Genomic DNA, 22,653 nt, shown 5'->3' with positions numbered 1-22,653 from the left:
TACGTGATCAGCATGAGGGCGCCCCCGGGTCCATGCTAAGAGACGAAGATCTGAACCAGTCGCCCTGTACTCGCTTTACCCATTCCCGGCTGGAACCGGTTTGGCGTCCAGACTCATAAATCGGATAAGCCGACCCACTAGTGTTTATGCACTGAACCTGAAATTTATATCCGTCTCCATGGTAAGTCCCTCCAGCACTTTGGCACTCCGCAAGGCCGGACACGCTAGTGTCCGTCGGCGACGGGTATTCGCAAGCTCCACCGGGAGGCTCGGGATGGGCAGCGGTGGCGAAAAAAGCCGAAGCTGTGCGGCCGGATGCTGTCGCTGTGGAGGTCTGCCCTCTAGAGTCAGTCACTGTGACCGTGATCGATACATCCTGGTTGTAACCGCTACCCGCAGTGGCCGTTCCGCCTCCGACACCGACGGAACCCGACTGATTTCCTGCGCGCCACGTTACCGACGCTATGTCTCGACCATTTTTGGGTGTGGCACCGATTCGAAAGTTAACACGTTCGCCGGCTGGCTCGCTGGTAATGGAGGGTGTTTTTGGCTTTCCGTAGGGGATGACGGTGTTGGATTGTGCGCTGTTTGCTCCGGGGTAGCTTGATCCGTCAGATGCGGAGACGGCACGTACTACTGCCCAAACGTTGGATCCGTTGGGGAACCCGCCGACTTCCTGACCGTTAGTGATTCCCATGGTCCGCCCATCACTGAACGACGCCTGGTAACTGACTTCCGAAGCACGGGCACCGTTACGCTGCGCCGCACTCAGCTCAGTGAACGTGATCTGCACATGCTCACCCGACCCACCAGTGCGGGTCTCCACCAATTGCGGTGCCGCTGGTGCTGCCGGGGCGCCGACGGCGCGGCGTGGCGCGGACTGCGCACCGTACACACTCCAGCCAGCCTTGTTATACGCCCGCACACTGTAGCTGTAATCAGCTTCATCATTCGGGACCACAATGGTCTGCTCCGAGGACTGCACCTCAGGCAGAGTCCGCACCAGCGCACCACCCTTGAACTCCTGCACCTGATACTTACTCACCGCAGCACCATTAGGGTTCACATCAGCCCAATCAACCACCAACTGACTCTCCGCACCCAAAGACTGCGCACGAGTTGTCGTCGGCGCCGCCGGCGTCCCCGGCAACCCCGCCGGAGTCTCAGCAGCCGAATAATCACTCCACTCCGAAGGCTCCGGGGCAGCATTCCTGGCCTGCACCCGCACCTTATACGCAGTCCCGTTCTCCAAGCCCTCCCACGTAATGGGGGAACCCGCAGCACTACGCTGCACCGCACCATTAGGCGGTGCAGGGCTGATCTGCAAGTCATAACCCTCAATCGGGGAACCCTCATTCCCCGGGGGAGACCAGTTCACCGTCAACGACCCATCACCAAACACCAACGCCGGCGGAGCCGGCTTATCCGGCTGCGTATCCGGGCGGGCAACAGCAGACTCCGGCGACGGATCAGAAACACCAACAGCATTAGTCGCAACCACCGTGAACACGTACTCAACATTGTTCGTCAAACCAGTCAACGTGCACGTAGTGGCCTGACACTCCTGAGAGAACCCGTTATTACTGGTCACCGTGTAACCAGTAATCGGCGAACCATTATCAGCCGGCGGCTCCCACGACAACACCACCGTCTTATTCCGCACACCCTCCACCACCGGCGTCGACGGAACACCAGGCTTACCCTTCACCGTCAATACCACCTGCCCCGTGGCAACCCGCGACAAGTCCCCTGTCTTATCCTGAACCGAATACTGCACCGTCATCGAACCTACAAAAGACTCACCCGGAGTAATCACCACCGACTCACCCTGCTGAGACACACTCCCATTACCATCAGCCACCACATCAATAATCTGCAGCGGCTCCTCAGGAAACGGATTCACATCATTGCTGAGCACGTTCACGGTCACGGGTTGACCCTGAACGGCTTCCGGAACTCCATCATCATTAGCCACCGGCAGCGGACGATTGGAAGCGAGGATAGTCAACCCCACTGCACTCGTTGCTGTTTCTTCGCCGTCAGTAACCGTAATCCCCACTGAACCAGTGGTTCCCACTTGGGAGCCTTCCTGGGCAGCGACAGTCAAAACCGATCCATCGAAGGACACGTCGAACCCAATAGATTCCTCTTCAGCTACGGAGAATTCCAGTTGGTCATCGGGATTAGGATCAGTTGCGAGTTCTGCAAGATCCAAGGTCACAGCAGGCTCCGCAACCGCGACATCCAAAGAACCTGATTCAAGGGTCGGCGGGAAATTTCGGTCAGCGTCAGGAACAACGTTCGTCAAGATTGTCAGCGTGGAACTGAGTCCTTCGGGGTCATCCGGGCCGGAGCCATCAGTGACCTCGAAGGTGATGGAGCCCCTGCCCGCATAGTCGATGTCCGCGGCGTAACGAAGGTTCGACGGGTCCACCACCCAGTCATTCGGATTATCAGTTCCGATTGCAGTGACTTTTTCCTCGACGGTAAGCCGTGGACTCCTACCCTCGCGGACCTCCACCAGTTCGGTCAGGTCCAGTGCCAGTTCGTCGCCGGCGTTCACATCAATTGGCGCATCACTGATCAGCGTCGGATACTGCTCACTCAACCCGGGCACCCAGATCACCGCAGTCGCAAGGCCACCATCAATATCCTCGACCGTGTAAGGGATGCTCTGCCCGTCCTCGGTCAGCTCAACCCTGACCAGGTTCTCCGAAGTCACAGATGCTGTGACATAGGCGGGGTCCACGGTGACTTTCAAGTCTTCGGCGACGCCATCGGGGTCTTCGTCGTTCTTCAGCACGGGCACGTCAACAGCGGTCTGCCCACGTGTTTCCGTCGCCTCCACCCGGTCATCACGGGCAATCGGCAACAGCAGCGGCGCGTTCTGGTCTACCGTGACGCTGATGTTCCCGTTCGCTGCCCCGCCCCGACCGTCCTGAATGCCGTACCTGACGCTGAAATCACCCTCGGCCTGCGGTGCCTGGAACAGCACTCGTCCTTCGACGATCTCAGGAGCCATCTCCTCCGGGGACGCACTCAACGCATCCGGGTTCAGGGAAATCGGATCACCGTCCGGATCCGAATCATTTCGCAGGGCGTCGACGGCGATGGCACGCCCTGGCCGCAGGATCACGCCGTCATTAACCGGCACAGGCTTCTGGTTCGCTTCCGCGGCCGGTGCAATACCCACCTGAATCGTCCCCGTGTTCTCCAGGCCCAAACGGTCACGCACGGTATAGGTGAACGTGTCGGTGCCCGCACCAGCGGTGGACGCCGTGAAGTCAATATAGTTCGGGCCGGGGACAGCAGCGCCCATCTTCGGGGCAGCGTCGATTCCGGCCAGGAACGACGAATCTCCGTCAGCGTCAATCCCATCCAACGGCACTGGGATCCGCACCGTCGAACCGGCGATCACCCGCGCATCAAGATTCTTCGGCACCGGCGGAGTATTCGCCGCATCCAGCGGCCTGATATTGATCCGCACCTGCGCCGAACCAGCCTGCCCTGCACTGTCCAACACCTCATAGATCGCATACACAGTCTTGGCTGTGGCGCCAGCGATGAAACGCAGCGAATTTTCCGAAGCGAAGATCCGCCCATCAGCCAGGTCAACACCCTGCGTCAGCACCGGGCTGAGCGTCAGCTCATCACCGTTGGGGTGTGTGTCGTTCTCCAGGACCGGGATATTCACCACGTCCCCGGCACGTACGGTCACTTCGTCATTCTCACCATTCGGCGGCAACCGCGTCTCAGGACCGGCCACGGACTGAACACTCACCTCACCCGTAGCGGAAGCCTTGCCATTGGAGACCGTGTAGGTGATGGAGGTCTGCCGGTCCAGGTTCCGGACGTCATGGATGCGCAGCAGGTTGTGGTCCAGTACCGCCACTTCCAGCGGCGAGCCCTCGGGAACGTCCACAGACTGAACCACGAGCACCCCACCGGATGGATCAGTGTCATTGCCCAGCACATCCACCAGCACATCACCGTTCTGCGGCAACAACGCCACATCCCGGACAGCAATCGGTGCGCCCTCCGCGCCGTCCGCTTTTGCGTCAACCCGGATCAAACCGCTGGCGCTCTGCGGGCCATTCGTCACCAGATACTCGACGTAATACGTGCCAGCCGCCTCCGGGGTGAACGCGATGGTCCCGGTGTCATAATCCGGCGTAACGACAGCTTCGCCGCCGGTGATCTCAGCTTTGGCCAGGCTCAACTGGGCACCGGCCGGGTCCTGGTCGTTCTGCAGGGGAGAAAGCTGGGCCTCCTGGCCCACCGTCGCCGTGAAGTGGTCAAAGTTGACCACCGGCGCCAGCGTCCCCGCAGCGCGAACATCGAAACTTACGACGCCGGAAGTCTGCTCACGTCCGTCAGAGACGACAATCGCCACTTCCTTCACACCCTGCCCCTTGCCGACATCCCGGAAAGTCAACAGGCCATCGGAACGGGTCCGCACCTGATCCCCGTCCGGCGTCGGCTCAGCACTCACCAGGAACAAGTCATCGCCATCAGGATCCATCCACGAGCTAAGGATGTTCTGGCTGAGCGACTTCCCTTCTTCCACCAGGATCTTGGTCGACCTCAGCGGCTTCGGGGGCTCATTCGAGTCCGCGACCCGCACCTCAACCGTCACCTGCGCGGAATCGCTGCCACCACGACCATCCGACACCTTGTAGGCGAAGGTGTGGTTGCCCACCGGTGCGTCTTCCGGCACAACGATTTGCAGCCCGGCACCGTTATAGATCGACTGGACCTCGCCTGCCGACGGTTGTTCTCCAGCCAGCTCGGTGGTGAGCAGGTCGCCGTCGGGGTCGGTGTCGTTGGTCAAAACATTCAGGATGGTGGTCCGCCCGGCCCTCGCTCCATAGGAGTCATCCTCAGCAACTGGCGGGCGGTTCTCCCCGCTACGGTCCGGCAGAGTATTGACCGGGTTCTCGCTCGCGGACTCTTCGTCCTCCTCATCGGATTCGTCCTTTGGCGGGATGATGTCGCCCCAGTTATCCACCAACTGCATGTTCTGCAGCACCAACCACACATCGCCCGCATTGGTGTCGTTCAGGACCACGACGTCCCGGTTCACCCGGAACACCAACTCCGACTCAGCGCTAAGCTCAGGAATTTCATCACGGCTGTCATATGCATCGTCCACGCAGTCACGCAGGTAGACGGCCACGCCCGCCCATGCTGCGTGCACGCAACCGTCAAGGAGGACCGGATTAGTGGGAATGCCGTTCCCCTCCAACGGAGTAATGACCGGATCACCACCGCTGAGCGGCTGCTTGATCAGCGCAGTCGTCGTCGCCACTACAGCAAAACCCGACGCTGGCCCGCTCTGCTGAAGCTTCCCGTCCTGAGCCTCAGGGAGAATGACCACTTCACCATCGGGAAGGATCAACTGCCCCGACTCACTGTCAAACACCGCGGCCAGGTCCCCCACCGCAGCAATCTGCAGATCACCGAACTGTTTTAGCGGCTCAGTCTCGACGACCTCCGGCTCCGCATAAGCGCCATTAGCCGCAACTGCATAGGTCGAAACCGTCCCGGCAGCCGGATCCGCGACAACCACTTGGTTATTAGAGGAAACCGCCGCAACAACCCCAGTCGACCCGGTCACCACCGGTTCCGTCTCCTGGTCGCTGAAGGCACTCAGGTTCCCCACATTGGTAATCCACACCGAACCACCAGCAAGATCAGTCACCGCAGCGGTATCCCCGCCTATCGCGATCGCCGCAGAACCAGGCAACTGCACCTCAGTACCGCGCACAACATTCGCCACATCAACCGGACTGACCTTCGACTGATCCGTATTGATATTGAAAACCGTGGCACTGTCCTGGACGATATCGAAACCATCGCTGTTCGCCGCATACCCACCATCAAGCAACCGCGACTGGTAATTAAGGTGACCCACCATCCCAGTGTTGTTATTCGTCACCCACACACCACCGTCATTCAAATCAACCTCAGCAGTAGCAAACCCCGGATACAACAACGCACCACTGACCACAGCAACAGTCACCGCCGAGACCGTCGCAACCGTAGATGCCCGACGACCCCGGACACCGAAAGAGTGCACACGGAACAAGTTCACGATGATGATCCCCAACTGCCAACACTGCACGAGCCCACATTCGACGGGGCGGCCGGGCTAGACCCAGCCAAGACCTACTCTCGACCAGTGTGTCATGATCACGCGGGCAGAGAACCCCTGGTCCATGGGTACAAGTGCCCATGAATCAACTCATCAAGGTCAGTCGAGCACCAGTCCGTCACCGGTTCCCCGTGCGAGGGTGACCGGGTGCACCTCGCCGAATCCACGGACCGTCCTCGCCTTATGGGGCATCAGGACGAAACGCTCGTTGTCGCGCAGCGTAGCCGCCGTCGAAGCGTCGATGAGGACCGTGCCGGGTTCGGCAAGGGAAGTCAACCGGGACGCCAGGTTCACCGTCGGTCCGTAAATATCACCAAGCCGGGAGAGAATCCGCCCCCACACCATAGAAACCCTTGCGGAAGGAAGCAGATCGTCTTCCGTGAACGCCTTTGCCAGCGCAAGCGAAATCTCTGCTCCCGCCTCCGGAGTCTCCGCGATATAGAGGACTTCGTCGCCAATTGTCTTCACCAGGCGGCCACCGCCCACCGAGATGATCTCGGCGCACATGTTCTCGAACCGCTGCACCAACTGGGCGAGGGTCCGTTCATTCATCTGGCGGGACAGGCTCGTGTAGGAGACAAGGTCAGCGAAGCCGACGGCGCGCGCAAGGGGAAGCGGTGCGTCGTCCTCGGTGCCGGCGCGGCCCGCCTCGCTTGATGCAAGACCGGCTTCGGCGCGTACGGCCAACCGCTGGACGGCAGCGTTCATCTGTCGGCGCCACGCGTAGACCAGCGTTTCTTCCAGTGGTTCCAACAGATGGGGAAGCTCTGCGACGAGGCTGCGGCGCGCTGCGGCGTCGGTGATTCCGCGCTGCACCACCATCTCCTCGACAAGCGCCTCGATCTGCCAGACCACCATGCGGTCGGTCATCTGCCCGATCGCCCTGGTGATAGAGATCGCCGCCGATTCCGTGAGCTGCTCCTTGCGGACCAGTTCAATGATGGTGGTCAGCGCCTCCATGTCCTTCTGCGTGAACGCGACGTCGTCGTCGCCGATATTCGGGAAACCCATCGCACGCCATAGCTTGCGCGCCGACAGAAGCGACACCCCGGCACCGGAGGCGACTTCCCGGCGTCGTAAGGTGCGTTCCGCCCCGAGAAGCTCGATTTCGAGCTGGCGGATTGCTTCGCGGTCCAGCTTGTCCTGGGTTGGCGGCAACTGCGCCCGTTTAATAACCGGCATTGAAAGGGTCAGCGGGTCATCCTCTGCAACCACTTCATCGGCGAACACAGAGTCAGCGGGTTCGAGGGAAGGTTCGACGGCGGGATCTGCGGCGTGTTTGACGGGCTCGTCCGTGCCGCTGCTGGCGCTCATCACCAATCCCTCTCCATCCCTCTGTCCATAGCTCTATTCGTTGCTCTATCCATTCCATGGATAGGCGCGTCTGGCCCGTCGAGCATCTCAGCTTCCATGTCTACACCATCAAACATTGCGGTGAGCGGGAGGTCCCCGATTGCCGACACCATGTACTCCTTGAACACCGCAACCTGCGGCACATTCGTGAAGGTGGCGAAGCGGTCGCGGCCAAGATCGAGGATGAGGGTCCCTCCACCGGTCAGCCGCTCGGTCAACGCCTGTTCGATCATCACCTGGAAGATACCGGTGAGCCGGACTTCGCGAACGCTCCGGCGCGTGAAGCCTGCACGGCGGATCAACCGGCGATTCGTCAGGATGAACCGTGTACCGGCCCAGGCCAGAAGCGGCACGATAAACACCCGGGTCAGGATGAGCGCGGCGAACAGCAGGAAAACCGTCACCAGCGCGGGTTCCCAGGAAGCCCACTCGGGCGGAAGCTGCGCCCTGCTGTACCAGCCGAGGCCGAACCCCGTCACTGCGAGAACCAGCAGTGTGACAAGGAACCGGCCGAACAGTTTCCGAGGGTGCGGCCGCGTACGGACCACCACGTGTTCACCGGGTTCGAGTCTTATGCGCATGATCTCTGCGGCCCGCTGTTCACGTTCCGAGCGGGCGCAGGTGGACGACGTCGCCTACCGAGACGGTGTGCCGTTCGCCGTCGTCGTCCCGTATGACCAGCGCACCGTGGGGGTCAAGGTTCATCGCGCGGCCCACGAGGAATGAACCGTTGGGCAGCTCCACCCGAACGTCCTGACCGAGCGTGACCATCCGGGTGCTGACGCGGGTGAGCAGCGACTTCCCGTCGCGCCACGGCCGCGTTGCGTCGCCGTCGACGGCGGTGAACTCACCGTAGTGCTGGGCGAGCTGCCGGAGGTAGGACTTCAGCAGCACGTTCCGGTCGGTGGTTGTCGCGTACTCGAGCAGCAGGCTGGTGGCCGTGGGGACGGGCAACTCCTGGTCAGTGAGGCTGACGTTCACGCCGGAACCGACGACGACGGCGGGCGGCTCCCCGTTCGGGCCCGCAACCAGCTGCGCGAGAATGCCTGCGAGCTTCCGGCCATCCACGTGGACATCATTGGGCCACTTGAGCTGCGGGCTGACTTCTGTGCGCTCTTCGATCGCCTCGGACAGGGCGAGGGCAGCCAACAGTGACAGCCATCCGTAACTCTGGGTAGGAAGCGGACGCCCGTCAGGATTCAGCGGCCGCAATAGAACGCTCACAATGAGCGATGACCGTTCCGGTGCTGTCCACGTCCGGTCCATGCGCCCACGCCCGGCCGTCTGCTCCTCGGCGGTGAGGACGCTCAGGTCCGGCCAACCTGATGGATCCTGGGCTGCGAGGTGCACGAGGTCGGTGTTAGTTGAACCCGTTGCCTGGACCAGCTCCAGCCGGGCGAAGGTTCCCCGCGGGGAACACAGGGCCTCCCGCAGCCCGGCAACATTCAGGCCGGGGCGTTCAAGGTTGGAGTACTGGGACGTCATCCTTCAACAGTACTGGGCTTCGATCCCGCGACCCTTCCCATCGGATCAGTAGGAATGACGGTTACTTGGCGATTTCCCAGTCATTCCTGCTGACTTGATAGATCAGAGGAAGATATCCGGCACCAGCTTGTCTTCCGGCGCACCGAGGCTGTAGCCGCTGAAGTTGGTGACGCCCTCCTGCCGCAGTACCTCCTCATCGGTGAAAAAGTTGCCCGTGCATTCCCGCGAGGGCCTGGCCAGTACGGCGCGGGCTGCATCGGCAACGATCTGCGAAGAGCGCGCTGCTGTGACCAGCTGGGCTCCGCCGGGCATGTTGCGGATGGCCGCCGTGTCGATGAGCGTGCGCGGCCAGAGCGAGTTGACGGCTATCCCGTCCTCCCGCAGTTCCTCGGCGAGCCCCAGGGTGGTGAGGCTCATGCCGTATTTGGCCATGGTGTACGCCAGGTGCTTTCCAGCCCACTGCGGATCGAGGTTCAGCGGTGGAGAAAGAGTCAGGATGTGGGGGTTGGTTGATCGACGCAGCGCGGGCAACGCGAGCTTGCTCAGCAGGAACGTACCTCGGACGTTGATATCGGCCATCAGGTCGTAGCGCTTCATCGTGACGTCGTCGGTTTTCGACAGGTCTATGGCGGACGCGTTATTGACGACGACGTCGATCCCACCGTATTCGGCGACCGCCCGGTCGACCGCGGAGGCGACGTCGTCGTCGTTCCTCACATCGCCCACGATGGCGAGGGCGCCCCCTCCGGCAGATCGGATCTGCTCGGCTGCGGTGTGGACGGTACCCTCGAGCTGAGGGTGGGGATCGCCGGTCTTGGCGAGAATAACGATGTTGGCGCCGTCTTCTGCAGCCCGCAGCGCAATTGCGAGGCCTATGCCCCTGCTGCCGCCGGACATGAGAATTGTGCGCCCGCGCAGGGAACGGGTTTCGGAAGTCACAGGAGATTCATCAGTAGCGCCATTGCCGGTCATAGGGGAAACCATAGTGGTCACAAAGGGTGCAGCACCTAATTGTTACTGACGGGTAACATACGCAGCGGCGCTAAGTCTTCGCAGCACTTGTTGTAGAAGTTCTACAGCTATTGAACCCGGAATGGTCTCTAGACTGGATCAAGAGCGCAGTTTTTTGGAGGAAACCTACTTAAGCTTTCTCCAGAATCCGTCTGAAGAACCCCCGTACCCGATCTGAAGAGACTCGATGCAACCCGAAACGCTTCCCCTCGATCAGGACGCGAGCACACTGAATGCCTCTCCTGACCTCCACACAACCGCAGGGAAGCTGGCCGATTTCCGGCTCCGGCAGGAACGCTCGCTGGCACCTTCCGGACCCGAGGCCATCGAGAAGCAGCACGCCCGCGGAAAGGGCACGGCCCGCGAGCGCATCGACATGCTGGTGGACCCCGGTTCATTCGTGGAGTTCGATGCCCTCGCCGTCCACCGTTCCAGCGCCTTCGGGATGGAGAAGAAGAAGCCGCTGGGCGACGGCGTCGTGTCCGGTTACGCAACCGTTGACGGCCGGCAGATCGCCATTTACAGCCAGGACTTCACGGTGTACGGCGGTTCGCTCAGCCAGGTGAACGGCGAGAAGATTGTCAAGGTCCAAGAGTTCGCCCTCCGCAACGGTTGCCCGCTGGTGGGGATCAACGACGGCGGCGGCGCACGCATCCAGGAGGGCGTCGCCTCGCTGGCGATGTTCGCGGACATTTTCCGGAACAACGTGCATGCCTCGGGCGTGGTCCCGCAGATTTCGCTCATCATGGGGCCGTGCGCAGGCGGTGCAGCGTACTCCCCCGCACTCACTGACTATGTGGTCATGGTGGACAAGAGTTCGCACATGTTCATCACCGGCCCTGATGTCATCAAGACCGTCACCGGCGAAGACGTCGACATGGAAACCCTGGGCGGCGCAAGGCAGCACAACGCGAACACCGGCACTTCCACCTACCTCGCCACAGACGAACAGGACGCCATCGATTTCGTCCGCGAGTTGCTGGACTTCCTGCCGTCCAACAACCTTGCGGAAGCTCCACTGACCGGGTTTACCGAGGAACTCGAGAACAACGACGCTGACGCTGCGCTGGATCTGCTGATCCCCGACTCCGCGAATCAGCCCTATGACATGCACGCCGTCATCTCCGCCGTGGTGGACGACGGCCATTTCCTCGAGATGCAGTCTCTCTACGCCCCGAACGTCATCATCGGGTATGCGCGGGTTGAAGGCCACACCGTTGGAATCGTCGCGAACCAGCCGATGCAGTTCGCGGGCACGCTGGACATCGCTGCCTCCGAGAAAGCCGCGCGGTTTGTCCGCCACTGCGACGCCTTCAACATCCCCATCCTCACCCTCGTGGATGTCCCCGGCTTCCTCCCGGGCAAGGACCAGGAGTTCAACGGCATCATCCGCCGCGGCGCCAAACTGCTCTATGCCTACGCTGAAGCCACTGTGCCCAAGCTGACCGTGATCACCCGCAAGGCATACGGCGGCGCGTACATCGTGATGGGCTCCAAGAAGCTCGGTGCTGACATCAACCTCGCGTGGCCCACGGCGCAGATCGGCGTGATGGGCGCCCAGGGCGCGGTGAACATCCTCTACCGTGGCCAGTTGAAGGCAGTAGCCGACGCCGGAGGGGACGTTGAGGCCGCCCGCAGCGAAGTGATCACCCAGTACGAGGAAGAACTCCTCAACCCGTACCAGGCAGCCCAGTTGGGCTATGTCGACGCGGTGATTGCGCCCTCCGACACGCGCGTCCAGATTGTCCGTGGCCTGCGCGCGCTCCGGGACAAGCGTGCCTCGCTGCCCGCCAAGAAGCACGGGAACATCCCGCTATGAGTGTGCCCGCTCCAGCTCAAGAGGACGAGCCGCTGTTCCAGGTGGTCGCCGGGAACCCGACGCCCGAGGAACTCGCGGCCCTCGCCGTCGTCGTGCTGGGACTGCAAGCCAACGACGACGACGACGCGCGCCATCCCGCCGGTCACCGCACCTGGGTCAGGCGGGAGCGGTTGCGGCTCGGCCCGCGTCCTGGGCCGGGTTCATGGCGGCGGAGCGCGCTGCGTTGATCCGCGCTATTTGGCGCTGGGATCGACTACGGTGCCGAGGAACATGGGCATCCCGGTCTCTTCATGCAGGATCTGGTAGAGGAACGGCCGGTCGAAGGTGATCTCGAGGTCGGGTTCCGAGAAGCCCGACTCCGCCATGCTGATCTGCGTGACGGCCGCTGCGATGGTTCCCTTCTCCGCAACCGTGATGTTCGCGGACTGCGCGGCCCCTTCGACGAACAACTCAACTTCGCTGATGCCGCTGTAGTCGGGCGCCATCCCCATCGCCTCCACCAGCCCCATCGACGTCAGCATGTCCTTGAGGTCAATGTCGAACGTGTGGTCCCACTTCGGCAACGTGACGTTGACCAGTGCTTCGGGGGCGGTACCCAGGGCAGCATTGGCCTCTGCCAGAATGGTTTCCTCAAGGACTGGACCCGCGCCGGGTTCCGGCAAAATGAGGCGCATCACGAACCCGTTGTTATAGGGCAGGTCTACGCCCTGCCAGCCCTCCCCTTCCGCGTACCGCACTTGCTGCACGGTGTTCATGAAATCTGTCTTCACCGGACCCGTGGTGGAGGTGAAGGTGCCGGGTTCGGTGTAGTTCGGATCGAACGGCTCGGCCCAGGCGGCCGCAAAATACACGGTGTTGATGATGTTGAGTTTCGTATTCGCCGTCGGCTCGATTGGCACCTCCTCGATCCGGCCGCCGGTGTGCTCGTTCACCCACGCGTTCATCGCGTTCAGGGCGCCATCGCCGGAGTAATCGACAGGATAGACGCCCATGCCGTAGTGCTCAGCGAGCGGATTCATGAAGCCGTCCCCCAGCGGAAGGTCTTCCGCCGGGAAGAGCCCGTTCGCCAGGTGCAGTAGGGGATCAGCCGGCGGCTCGTCGTCGTCGACTGTTGCGGGATCGCCGTCATGCTCTTCCCACGCCGTGAGCAGCGCGTTCATCGCCTCGTCGCGATGTTCGGCAGGGAAGCCGAGTACCGCGTCCATCTCTTCGGCCGTCGTCGTGCGGGCTCCTACCCTGAGCATGGCGAGCGCTGCAAGTGCGCTGACTGGGCTGGTGACCTGGTTGGCTTCAGGATCAGTCGCGAGCATCGCGGCGCCCAGCCGGTAGGAAGCCTCCTCGAGCGCAGCAACTGCCTCCGGGTGATCAGCCAGCGCAATGCTTTCCCGTTGGACGTCGGCAACGCGCTGTTCCGGAACCGATGCCGCGCCGCAGCCGGTCAGCATCACCAACCCTGCCACCAGAACCGATGCAACAATTGCCCTCCGCGTGCCGTCCATGACTGATCCCCAAAGTAAGACGAGTGTTTGCTTCACTGTGGGCCTGCGCCTCCTCGATGCACCAGCACGGGACGGGCACAATCCGGTCACGATCCCGTACGCGGGCGCAAACCTCTGTGGCCCGGAGCAACAACGTGCCGATAGGCTCGTGGGCGTGACCAACGAGACTCCAACACCAGACCTGACCGTTACGGCTCCATCCCGCGCCCAGACGGCCACCGACGCCGTCGCCGATGCCTACACCGACATTCTGCTGCAACTCGACCCGGGATTCGCCACTACCCTCGGTCTTCCGGGGCGGGAGACCGAATACCGGGACTACTCCCCCGCCGGCCTGGAGGCCTTCGCTGAGGCGACCCGAGAAACGCTGGGACGGCTCGATGACCTCGAACCCACTGACGACGTCGATGCCGTCACCCTCGATGCGATGCGCGAGCGGCTCGGACTTCAACTCGAGATCCACGAGACCGGGTGGAACCTCGCAGACCTGAACAACCTGGCCTGCCCCGCGCAGGAAATCCGGGCCATCTTCGACCTGATGCCCACGGACACCGCTGAGCAGTGGGGCCACATCGCGGGCCGCCTTGCCAACGTGCCGGATGCCATCGGCGGCTACATCACCTCGCTGCGTGAGGGAAAGAACCGCGGCATCGTCGCTGCGGCCCGGCAGGTGAAGATCGTCATGGAACAGACCACCGCCTACGCTGCGGACGGCGGCTATTTCGACGAGTACGTCACCGGAGCAAAGACCAACGACGACGGCGGCCTTCCGGAGCCGGTCGTGGCGAATCTCGCCGCCGGTGCCGATGCGGCACGCACTGCGTACCGTCAGCTGGCCACCTTCCTGCAGGAGGAAATCCTTCCCGACGCTCCCGAGAAGGACGCGGTAGGGCGCGAACGCTACGCCCTGATGTCCCGGCAGTTCCTTGGTGCCGCCGTCGACCTCGAGGAAACCTACCAGTGGGGCGTTGAGGAACTCGACCGGATCATCGCGGAGCAGGAAGCCGTGGCTAACGAGATCAAGGAGGGCGCTTCGATTGAGGAGGCGATCCGCATCCTGGACGAGTCGCCGGAACGCCAACTGCAGGGCACTGAAGCGCTCCAAGCCTGGATGCAGGAACTCTCGGACAAGGCTGTGGCAGAACTTGCCGGAGTGCATTTCGATGTTCCGGACATCATGCGTCGCCTCGAATGCATGATTGCGCCCACCCACGAAGGCGGCATCTACTACACGGGGCCAAGCGATGACTTCTCCCGTCCCGGCCGCATGTGGTGGTCAGTGCCGGAAGGCGAGGACTCATTCACCACGTGGAAGGAAACCACTACCGTCTACCACGAGGGCGTTCCCGGCCACCACCTGCAGGTCGCCACCGCCGTGTACCAGCGTGAACTGCTCAACTCCTGGCGGCGCAACGTCATCTGGGTATCGGGCCACGGTGAGGGTTGGGCGCTTTACGCGGAACGGCTGATGGAGGAACTGGGGTACCTCAGCGATCCAGGGGACAGGCTCGGCATGCTCGACGCCCAGCGGATGCGCGCTGCACGCGTGGTCTTCGACATCGGGGTGCACCTTGAACTCGACATTCCTGAGCGTTGGGGAAGCGGAACCTGGACCCCTGACACGGGCTACGAGTTCCTGAAGAAGAACATCGCCATCAGCGAAGGGCAGCTCAACTTCGAGTTCACCCGGTACCTCGGCTGGCCGGGCCAGGCCCCTTCCTACAAGATCGGGCAGCGGCTGTGGGAGCAGATCCGCGATGGCGTGAAGGATCGCGAGGGCGAGAGCTTCAACCTGCGTGATTTCCACACCCGGGCGCTCAACCTCGGTTCGGTGGGCCTCGATACCCTCCGGAGGGCGCTGCTCACCTAGTCACTCGGGGGTCCGGTGAAGTGGGTGGGCTTAGACGTCCGGAAGGGCCGAAGAGGCCACCACTTCACCGGTCGGTGCTGCTGGTCTGGGCGCAGCCGCTGGTTGTGCGTAAGCGGACGCAGGTCGGCTAGAAACCATTGGGCCGGGGATGGTTGCATGGTCTCGGGCAACCATCCCTGTCAGGTTTGTCACGGTCCTGCTGGGAATAACTGCGAAGCTCCGCAGGAGTACGGCGTTTCTGGGCGCCTTCAATCCTTCCACCCTTCAATCGCCGCGTAGCATTTCGCAATGCGGCCTTTTTTTGGTATCGCGTCGGATCTAGTGTTTCGCAGGTGACATCAGACTCTGCTCCCGCGTCCCGCAGGCTACCCCGCTGGGTGACCTCCTTCGGACCCCAAATCATCGCCGCCCTCCTCGTTGGCCTCGGCCTTGGCCTCCTCGCCAAGTACACCGGCCACACGGAGGACACACCGAACGCCCTCGGCGCCACGCTCGACACGATCGGTGGAAGCTACGTCGCCCTGCTGCGCGCCGCCGTCGTACCCCTGATTTTCACGGCGGTCGTCAGCTCGATCGCCAACCTGCGGGCAGTCAACAACGCTGCCCGTCTGGCTGGACAGACTCTGTTGTGGTTCGCGATCACGGCGCTCATCGCCGTCGTCATCGGCATGGGGCTTGGCGCTCTCTTCCAGCCCGGGGCCAACACCAATGCCACCGCTCCCGAGGAGTACACCGGCGGGACCGGCGACTGGTGGGCGTTCCTCCAGGGCCTGATCCCGGCGAACTTCCTGGGCCTGCAGGCTTCGTCGAATGTTGATGAATCCGGCGCGATCTCCACCGGGCTGAGCTTCAACGTGCTGCAGGTGCTGGTTGTCGCCGTCGCCATCGGAATCGCAGCGCTCAAGGTCGGCAAGCCAGCCGAGCCGTTTTTGAACTTCAACGCTTCCGCACTTGCCGTCATCCAGAAGGTGCTGTGGTGGATCATCCGCATCGCGCCGATCGGTACCATCGGCCTTATCGGCAACGCAGTTGCTGTCTACGGGTGGGACACCATCGGTTCGCTCGGAAAATTCACGCTAGCGATTTACGTGGGGCTGGCGCTGGTGCTGTTCGCGGTCTACCCGATCCTCATCCGTGCCAACGGACTGTCCGTCAGACAGTACTTCTCGGGAGCATGGCCGGCTATTCAGCTGGCGTTCGTTTCGCGCTCCTCGATAGGCACGCTCCCCCTCACGCAGCGGGTGACCGAGCGTAACCTCGGCGTTCCACGTGCTTATGCATCCTTCGCGGTACCGCTGGGTGCCACCACCAAGATGGACGGCTGCGCTGCGATCTACCCGGCCATCGCCGCAATCTTCGTTGCCCAGTTCTTCGGTATCCAGCTCGACTTCGGCCAGTACCTGCTGATCGCGCTTGTGTCGGTCCTCGGTTCGGCAGCCACCGCCGGGACCACCGGCGCCGTCGTCATGCTCACACTGACCCTGTCGACGCTGGGACTGCCGCTTGCCGGCGTCGGGCTGCTGCTCGCCGTCGACCCCATCCTCGACATGGGCCGTACCGCGGTCAATGTCGCCGGGCAGGCGCTGATCCCCACCCTCGTCGCCAAGCGCGAGGGGATCCTGGACCTGGACCTCTACAACGCAGAGCGCACCGGTGACCCCTTCGCGGATGACACCCCCACCACGAATGAGGCACCGCAGCTCGCCGGCGCGAAAGCGTAACCGAAGCACACTCCGAACGGGACCCAGGGCTCAACGCCTTGGGTCCCGTTCTGATTGTCTGGATAGTGTGGTGCCATGACTGTCCGGTTGATCCTTGCTTCTGCCTCCCCCGCCCGCACCAAGCTCCTGACTGAAGCGGGCATTTCGCATACCGTCCGTGTCTCTGACGTGGACGAGGACAGGGTCACGGCGGAGGCCGGGACGCCTTCGCCGTATGACACTGCCCAGTTGCTCGCCCGCGCCAAGGCTGAAGCCGTTGCCGCCCTCCCCGACGCGCGCGGAGCCCTGGTCCTTGGGTGCGATTCCGTATTTGAGTTCGAGGGCGTTGCACACGGCAAGCCGTATGTGGCCGACGTCGCACGCGAGCGGATCCGCCGGATGTCCGGCTCGCGCGGGACGCTTCACACGGGACATTGGCTGGTGGACACGCGGGAGGCGAACGACGGCGGTTCGGGCACCTCGGGCGGTGCGGTCGCCTCAGCTGAGGTCCACTTCATGGATCTCTCCGACGCCGAAATAGAGGCGTACATTGCCACCGGCGAACCGTTGAACTGCGCCGGATCCTTCACCATCGACGGCCGTGGGGGCGCGTTCATCAGAAAGGTCGACGGCGATCCGCATGCCGTCGTCGGGGTCAGTGTGTCGACGCTGCGGGAGTTGCTGGGTGCGGCTGGCGTTGGCGTTACGGAGTTGTGGGCGTAAACCCTAGTCCGGCTTGTACCAGCCGGTCGGTCGGAAGTGGGAGTTCAATGGTTGTCAGCAGATCCACCGATTTTGCGATCGGTCCGTCGATTGCGCGAGCCACGGAGATGGAATCGCGTCGGATCTCCCTGATAAGCACTTTGACGTGTTCACCATTTAGATCGAGCAGCCAGTCCTCGGTGAACATGCTCAAGCCGAGCTCATCCAACAGGGTTTCCGCTTCCTCCAGTTCTCCAGCGTCGGCTCGCTGACGATGAAGAAGGTCGTATGGCGCAAACAATCCGTCTTCGGTCAGGTTGATGTACCCGACGTGCTCACCATCGAAAGGGCGTAGGTGGTCGAAGGTATTCTCGGTCGGCAACGGGGTGGCCATGCGTTCACTCTACTTACACCATTCCTGCTGGCGCGTAGATTGACGCCGCACTCCAAAGCGCTCTTGTAGCATCCCTACAAAGAATTGCCGACCAACACGGGTAATCGACACGCTTTATGGGCAGTAACCACCAAACCGCGCTAGGCTCCCAACAGACCAAAGGAGCCTTACAACCCATGAGCGAGTCGTCCACGAGCGCGCGCACGCCTGCGCCCGCACGCGTCACCAAAGTCCTCATCGCCAACCGCGGCGAAATCGCAGTCCGCGTCATCCGGGCAGCCCGGGACGAAGGGATCGCCTCCGTGGCGGTTTACGCAGACCCGGATCGTGACGCTCTCCACGTGAGGCTTGCTGACGAAGCTTTCGCGCTGGGCGGCAACACGGCAGCGGAGTCCTACCTGCTCATGGACCGGGTGTTGGACGCCGCAGTCCGCAGCGGCGCCGACTCCATCCACCCCGGCTACGGTTTCCTGTCCGAGAACGCTGAATTCGCACAAAAGGTGATCGACGCCGGACTCACCTGGATCGGGCCCTCACCGGAGTCCATCGCCAAGTTGGGAGACAAAGTCCAGGCACGGCACATCGCCGAGAAGGTCGGAGCCCCTCTCGTCCCCGGCACTAAAGATCCTGTCGCGTCAGCCCAGGAAGTGCTCGACTTCGCTGACCAGCACGGCCTCCCGCTTGCCATCAAGGCGGCTTACGGCGGCGGCGGGCGCGGGATCAAAGTAGTCCGCGACCGCAATGAAATCGCTGAAGCCTATGAATCGGCCGTCCGCGAAGCCACGGCAGCCTTTGGCCGTGGGGAATGCTTCGTCGAGCGGTTCCTCGACGCACCCCGCCACGTCGAAACCCAGTGCCTGGCAGACGCACACGGGAACGTCGTCGTCGTCTCCACCCGCGACTGCTCACTCCAACGCCGCAACCAGAAGCTCGTTGAAGAAGCCCCCGCACCGTTCCTCTCAGATGACCAGAACCTCCGCCTGTACGAAGCATCGAAGGCCATCCTCAAGGAGGCCAGTTACCAGGGTGCTGGAACGTGTGAGTTCCTCGTTGGCCAGGACGGCACCATCTCCTTCCTTGAGGTGAACACCCGCCTGCAGGTGGAACACCCTGTGTCGGAGGAGGTCACAGGCCTCGACCTTGTCCGTGAGCAGTTCCGCCTCGCCCGCGGAGAGGAGCTGGGCTACACCGACCCCGCAGTCCGCGGCCACTCCTTCGAGTTCCGAATCAATGGTGAGGACGCCGGCCGCAACTTCATGCCCGCCCCCGGCACTGTCCACACCCTTAAACTCCCGACCGGCCCGGGCGTGCGGGTCGACTCCGGAATCGAAGCAGGCGAGGTGATCGGCGGCAATTTCGACTCGATGCTTGCCAAACTGATCGTCACCGGAGCCACCCGGGAACAGGCCCTCGCCCGATCCCGCCGGGCACTTGAGGAAATGTCCGTCGAAGGCATGCCGACGGTCCTCCCGTTTCATGCCGCCGTCGTCAGCGATCCAGCGTTCGCACCGGCGTCCGGCAGCTTCTCGGTCCACACACGCTGGATCGAAACCGAGTTCAACAACACCATTGCGCCGTGGACGCCCGAGGGCGACGCTGCACAAACAGACGACGCCGGTGACCGCCAGCGCGTAACCGTCGAGGTGGGCGGCAAACGCCTTGAGGTCGTCCTGCCTGCCGGACTCGGGAGCGCAAACGGAAAGTCCTCCGGAAAGCCCAAGAAGGCTGCCCGTGCGCGCGGTGGAGCCGCGGCTGCCGCGAGCGGAAACGATCTGACCTCCCCCATGCAGGGAACCATCGTCAAGGTGGCGGTCTCGGACGGCGACGAGGTTTCCGAAGGCGATCTGATCGTTGTGCTTGAGGCCATGAAGATGGAGCAGCCGTTGACGGCCCACAAGTCAGGCACCCTGTCGGGCCTGACCGCCTCGCCTGGCGACACCGTGTCCGCGGGTGCCGTCATCGCAGCGATCAACTAGCTGGCAGTCATCCGGAGGGCTCAAACCGAGCAGGGGCTCACGCCCCGTCCCACCACCGCAACACCCGGGCGCTGTAGAAAGTAAGCCACTTCGAGGGCTCACCGACGGGTACATCGACGTCGAACCATACTGCGCCAGCATGGCGGTGTTCCTGAAGCCAGGTACCGTCCTGCTTGCGGGCCTGGCGGATCACCTGGATAGCGTCGCCAATCCGGGCGTCGGGAGTTGTGCCGTCGTGGAGGGCCGCTGCCCGGAAGTAGTCCGCAGCGTTCAGCGCACTGTAGGCGGCACGGAATGGGTAGGCAAAGTGGGTTGCCCACGGCGCAAGCCGCTCGCCGGTCGAGAGCCTGTAGAGCAGCTGCCGCCTCAACAGGTATTCCTCGCCCTTCCGTCTGGCTTCACGGAAAACGTCTATATCACCGGTCATGGCCTCGTAGTAGAGCAGACCTTTGAGGACGTTGAGGGTTGATATGAAGGAGGAACGCCTGGATCCTTCGACCCACTCGCAGTTCCAGCCGCCGTCGCCCTGCTGATGTTTCGGAAACCACCGGGCCAGCTGCGTGATGTCCGCGCCAAGCCATACCCCGTTGGCCAGCGTGAAGGCATTGATGCAGCAGTCCACCTCGCCGCCCCAATAGGGCAGGTTGTCGTACTCCCAACGGCTGTTCTGCGCCAGTTTCTGCGCGGTGCCGGTCAACGCGCCGGCGTCCACTCCCCATTCGCGGAGGCTGTTCAGTGACCAGGTGGTGGCCGTCCACGGTTGGCCGGCGTCCTCGTGCGCGGTGGGGTTATCGAAGTCGAAATCGCCCGGGAAGAACGCCCCGCCAGCCCACTGGCCATCCTCGTCCTGCAGGGAAAGAAGGCGAGCTCCGATACCTTCCCCGGCCACCCGCGATCGGGTGTCCTGCCACTCCTCCTCCGGGGCGTCAGCCAGGTCGCGCTGAACCTGCCACTGCAACGCCGGGTCTGAATCGAGGAGCCATTCCAGAAGTACAGGATCAGTGTGCATGGTCCACAGGCTACTCCGCGGCATGTGCAGGAGTCGTCAATGCAGGTGACGGACGGGTCAGAACGTTGAAGCCTTGATATCGCGGTGCACGACGCCATGGTCGTGAAGGTAAACGAGACCACGCGCCAAGTCCAGGCCCGCCGTCGTGCTCGCTACTGTCAGTGGACCGTCCCGAAGCAAATCAGCAAGATCGGTGCCACGGATCGACCCTCCAACCGGTTGAACCAGTGGAGGGTCGATGCGGGCACCCACAAGATCAGCGGAAAGGCTAGCCGATGTTGTTGTCGTAGTCGTGGTCCCGGGTTTCCCGCGAAAGCCACAGGGCGATGAACGTGAGGACGGCCGCGGCGCTCAGGTACAGGCCTACGAGGAACGTGCTGCCGTCAGCTGCCTGCCACAACGCAATGGCAACGAACGACGCCGGTGCGGCGCCGATAACGCTCGACAGGTTGTACGCCACCGCTGATCCGGTGTACCTCACGTTGGCGGGGAACAGCTCGGGCAGGATCGCTGCCATGGGTCCGAACGTGAGGCCCATCAGGATGAAGCCGAGGATCAGCAACGCCATCGCCCCGACAGTCCCGGCACCGAACAGCGGCACCCAGGTCAGGCCGAAGATGGCGATTCCCACCGTGACGGCGAGGAGCATACGACGACGCCCGAACTTCTCGGCCAGGGGCCCCGACACGAGGGTGAAAATTCCGAAGAACACGACGCCGATAATGAGCATCCAGAGGAAGTCACCCCTGCTGATTCCAAGGCCAGGGACAAACGCTGCCGCAGCATCTGCGTCGAACGTCTTCCCCGCCGCTTCGGCTGCAGTACGGGCCTGCTCGACCGACGCCGGCGTAGTGCCGAAGGTCAGGGTGAACGAGGTCATCAGGTAGAACAGCACATAGGTGGCGAACATGATGAACGTTCCCAGGAGCAGCGGGCGCCAGTGGGTACTGAAGACGGCTGCCAGCGGAAGCTTGACGACCTTTCCCTTGTCCAGTACCTGCTGGAACGAATGGCTTTCAATAAGCTTGAGCCGCACGTAGAGGCCGACGATCACGAGGATAGCGCTGGCAATGAACGGCACCCGCCAACCCCAGGCGAGGAACGCCTCAGCCGGCAGCACTGCATTGAGAAACACAAACAGCAGGTTGGCAATGATGAAGCCGATAGGAGCACCGAGCTGCGGGAACGTCCCGTATACCGCCCGCTTGTTCTTGGGCGCATTCTCTGTGGCAAGCAGGGCTGCTCCGCTCCACTCGCCTCCCAGTGCAAGACCCTGGAAGAAGCGCAGCAGCACCAGGATGGCCGGCGCCCAGAATGTCCAGCCCGGTGTCAGAGCCGTGGGTAGCACTCCAATGAGGAAGGTGGCGATGCCCATAGTCAGCAGGGAGGCGACCAGGGTACCTTTTCGCCCGATCCGGTCCCCGAAGTGGCCGAAGACAATTGATCCGAGTGGGCGTGCAACGAAAGCCACACCGAAGACGGCGAAGGACTGCAGGAGCGCCGTCGCGGGGTCGGAGTTCGGAAAGAACAAGGCTGGGAACACCAACACCGACGCGGTGGCGTAGATGTAGAAGTCGTAGAACTCGATGGTGGTTCCGATGAGGCTCGCGAAGATGACGCGGCCGCGGGAGTTCAGCGGTTTGGCGGCGCTGGACTCGACCTTTGATGAAGAGGATGACAT

General features: G+C 62.6%; 15 protein-coding genes. 6 read left to right on the top strand and 9 right to left on the bottom strand.

Annotated elements, in window-relative coordinates; all coding sequences use genetic code 11:
- Positions 1 to 7: 7 nt before the first annotated feature.
- The 5 genes from ACWA1U_RS09545 to ACWA1U_RS09525 form a co-directional block, all read right to left on the bottom strand.
- A complete protein-coding gene (locus ACWA1U_RS09545) occupies positions 8 to 6,124 on the bottom strand; it encodes an Ig-like domain-containing protein (RefSeq protein WP_463721969.1) in 6,117 nt (2,038 codons plus the stop codon).
- A 129-nt stretch (positions 6,125 to 6,253) separates the two neighbouring features.
- On the bottom strand, positions 6,254 to 7,468 hold the full coding sequence (locus tag ACWA1U_RS09540) for an adenylate/guanylate cyclase domain-containing protein (protein WP_463721968.1): 1,215 nt from the start codon (positions 7,466 to 7,468) through the stop codon (positions 6,254 to 6,256).
- The gene (locus ACWA1U_RS09535; RefSeq protein WP_463721967.1) at positions 7,468 to 8,088 is read right to left on the bottom strand and encodes a PH domain-containing protein; all 621 of its coding nucleotides are present in this window, start codon (positions 8,086 to 8,088) and stop codon (positions 7,468 to 7,470) included. Before ACWA1U_RS09535 ends, ACWA1U_RS09540 begins: the two co-directional genes overlap by 1 nt.
- Positions 8,089 to 8,107: 19 nt before the next feature.
- Positions 8,108 to 8,992, bottom strand: a complete 885-nt coding sequence (locus tag ACWA1U_RS09530) for a biotin--[acetyl-CoA-carboxylase] ligase (protein WP_463721966.1) — start codon at positions 8,990 to 8,992, stop codon at positions 8,108 to 8,110.
- Positions 8,993 to 9,094: 102 nt separating this feature from the next.
- Positions 9,095 to 9,964: an SDR family oxidoreductase gene (locus tag ACWA1U_RS09525; RefSeq protein ID WP_463721965.1), complete on the bottom strand. Its 870-nt coding sequence runs from the start codon at positions 9,962 to 9,964 to the stop codon at positions 9,095 to 9,097.
- A gap of 226 nt (positions 9,965 to 10,190) precedes the next feature.
- Here ACWA1U_RS09525 and ACWA1U_RS09520 point away from each other — a divergent pair, with 226 nt between their 5' ends.
- Positions 10,191 to 11,822, top strand: a complete 1,632-nt coding sequence (locus ACWA1U_RS09520; protein WP_463721964.1) for an acyl-CoA carboxylase subunit beta — start codon at positions 10,191 to 10,193, stop codon at positions 11,820 to 11,822.
- On the top strand, positions 11,819 to 12,049 hold the full coding sequence (locus tag ACWA1U_RS09515; protein WP_463721963.1) for an acyl-CoA carboxylase subunit epsilon: 231 nt from the start codon (positions 11,819 to 11,821) through the stop codon (positions 12,047 to 12,049). Before ACWA1U_RS09520 ends, ACWA1U_RS09515 begins: the two co-directional genes overlap by 4 nt.
- Positions 12,050 to 12,055: 6 nt before the next feature.
- Here the strand turns inward: ACWA1U_RS09515 and ACWA1U_RS09510 are convergent, their stop codons facing one another.
- On the bottom strand, positions 12,056 to 13,321 hold the full coding sequence (locus ACWA1U_RS09510; protein ID WP_463721962.1) for a serpin family protein: 1,266 nt from the start codon (positions 13,319 to 13,321) through the stop codon (positions 12,056 to 12,058).
- Between ACWA1U_RS09510 and ACWA1U_RS09505 the strand changes: the two genes are divergently transcribed.
- The 3 genes from ACWA1U_RS09505 to ACWA1U_RS09495 all read left to right on the top strand — a co-directional run bounded on the left by ACWA1U_RS09505 (position 13,320) and on the right by ACWA1U_RS09495 (position 17,614).
- Positions 13,320 to 15,191, top strand: a complete 1,872-nt coding sequence (locus ACWA1U_RS09505) for a DUF885 domain-containing protein (protein WP_463721961.1) — start codon at positions 13,320 to 13,322, stop codon at positions 15,189 to 15,191. The two genes, ACWA1U_RS09510 and ACWA1U_RS09505, sit on opposite strands and share 2 nt — an antisense overlap.
- A gap of 332 nt (positions 15,192 to 15,523) precedes the next feature.
- Positions 15,524 to 16,912, top strand: coding sequence for a dicarboxylate/amino acid:cation symporter (locus ACWA1U_RS09500; RefSeq protein ID WP_463721960.1), 1,389 nt, complete (start codon positions 15,524 to 15,526; stop codon positions 16,910 to 16,912).
- 75 nt (positions 16,913 to 16,987) lie between these two features.
- A complete protein-coding gene (locus ACWA1U_RS09495; protein WP_463721959.1) occupies positions 16,988 to 17,614 on the top strand; it encodes a Maf family protein in 627 nt (208 codons plus the stop codon).
- On the opposite strand, the gene ACWA1U_RS09490 is transcribed toward ACWA1U_RS09495, so the two are convergent.
- Positions 17,595 to 17,987: a serine/threonine protein phosphatase gene (locus tag ACWA1U_RS09490; RefSeq protein ID WP_463721958.1), complete on the bottom strand. Its 393-nt coding sequence runs from the start codon at positions 17,985 to 17,987 to the stop codon at positions 17,595 to 17,597. The genes ACWA1U_RS09495 and ACWA1U_RS09490 overlap by 20 nt on opposite strands.
- 176 nt (positions 17,988 to 18,163) lie before the next feature.
- On the opposite strand from ACWA1U_RS09490, the gene ACWA1U_RS09485 reads away from it, so the two are divergent.
- Positions 18,164 to 19,963, top strand: coding sequence for an acetyl/propionyl/methylcrotonyl-CoA carboxylase subunit alpha (locus ACWA1U_RS09485; protein WP_463721957.1), 1,800 nt, complete (start codon positions 18,164 to 18,166; stop codon positions 19,961 to 19,963).
- Positions 19,964 to 20,000: 37 nt separating this feature from the next.
- On the opposite strand, the gene ACWA1U_RS09480 is transcribed toward ACWA1U_RS09485, so the two are convergent.
- On the bottom strand, positions 20,001 to 20,972 hold the full coding sequence (locus ACWA1U_RS09480) for a squalene cyclase (protein WP_463721956.1): 972 nt from the start codon (positions 20,970 to 20,972) through the stop codon (positions 20,001 to 20,003).
- Between the two features lie 268 nt (positions 20,973 to 21,240).
- The gene (locus tag ACWA1U_RS09475; RefSeq protein WP_463721955.1) at positions 21,241 to 22,653 is read right to left on the bottom strand and encodes an MFS transporter; all 1,413 of its coding nucleotides are present in this window, start codon (positions 22,651 to 22,653) and stop codon (positions 21,241 to 21,243) included.

It is taken from the genome of Arthrobacter sp. TRD_SC_6, from assembly GCF_055361185.1.
This window is presented reverse-complemented; position numbering and strand designations above follow the sequence as displayed.

Bases quoted from the DNA above. Each gene is read 5' to 3' on its own strand.
- ACWA1U_RS09540 (WP_463721968.1), bottom strand. From the start codon at position 7,468: ATGAGCGCCAGCAGCGGCACGGACGAGCCCGTCAAACACGCCGCAGAT.
- ACWA1U_RS09535 (WP_463721967.1), bottom strand. From the start codon at position 8,088: ATGCGCATAAGACTCGAACCCGGTGAACACGTGGTGGTCCGTACGCGG.
- ACWA1U_RS09530 (WP_463721966.1), bottom strand. From the start codon at position 8,992: ATGACGTCCCAGTACTCCAACCTTGAACGCCCCGGCCTGAATGTTGCC.
- ACWA1U_RS09525 (WP_463721965.1), bottom strand. From the start codon at position 9,964: ATGACCGGCAATGGCGCTACTGATGAATCTCCTGTGACTTCCGAAACC.
- ACWA1U_RS09520 (WP_463721964.1), top strand. From the start codon at position 10,191: ATGCAACCCGAAACGCTTCCCCTCGATCAGGACGCGAGCACACTGAAT.
- ACWA1U_RS09515 (WP_463721963.1), top strand. From the start codon at position 11,819: ATGAGTGTGCCCGCTCCAGCTCAAGAGGACGAGCCGCTGTTCCAGGTG.
- ACWA1U_RS09505 (WP_463721961.1), top strand. From the start codon at position 13,320: ATGACTGATCCCCAAAGTAAGACGAGTGTTTGCTTCACTGTGGGCCTG.
- ACWA1U_RS09510 (WP_463721962.1), bottom strand. From the start codon at position 13,321: ATGGACGGCACGCGGAGGGCAATTGTTGCATCGGTTCTGGTGGCAGGG.
- ACWA1U_RS09495 (WP_463721959.1), top strand. From the start codon at position 16,988: ATGACTGTCCGGTTGATCCTTGCTTCTGCCTCCCCCGCCCGCACCAAG.
- ACWA1U_RS09490 (WP_463721958.1), bottom strand. From the start codon at position 17,987: ATGGCCACCCCGTTGCCGACCGAGAATACCTTCGACCACCTACGCCCT.
- ACWA1U_RS09485 (WP_463721957.1), top strand. From the start codon at position 18,164: ATGAGCGAGTCGTCCACGAGCGCGCGCACGCCTGCGCCCGCACGCGTC.
- ACWA1U_RS09480 (WP_463721956.1), bottom strand. From the start codon at position 20,972: ATGCACACTGATCCTGTACTTCTGGAATGGCTCCTCGATTCAGACCCG.
- ACWA1U_RS09475 (WP_463721955.1), bottom strand. From the start codon at position 22,653: ATGTCATCCTCTTCATCAAAGGTCGAGTCCAGCGCCGCCAAACCGCTG.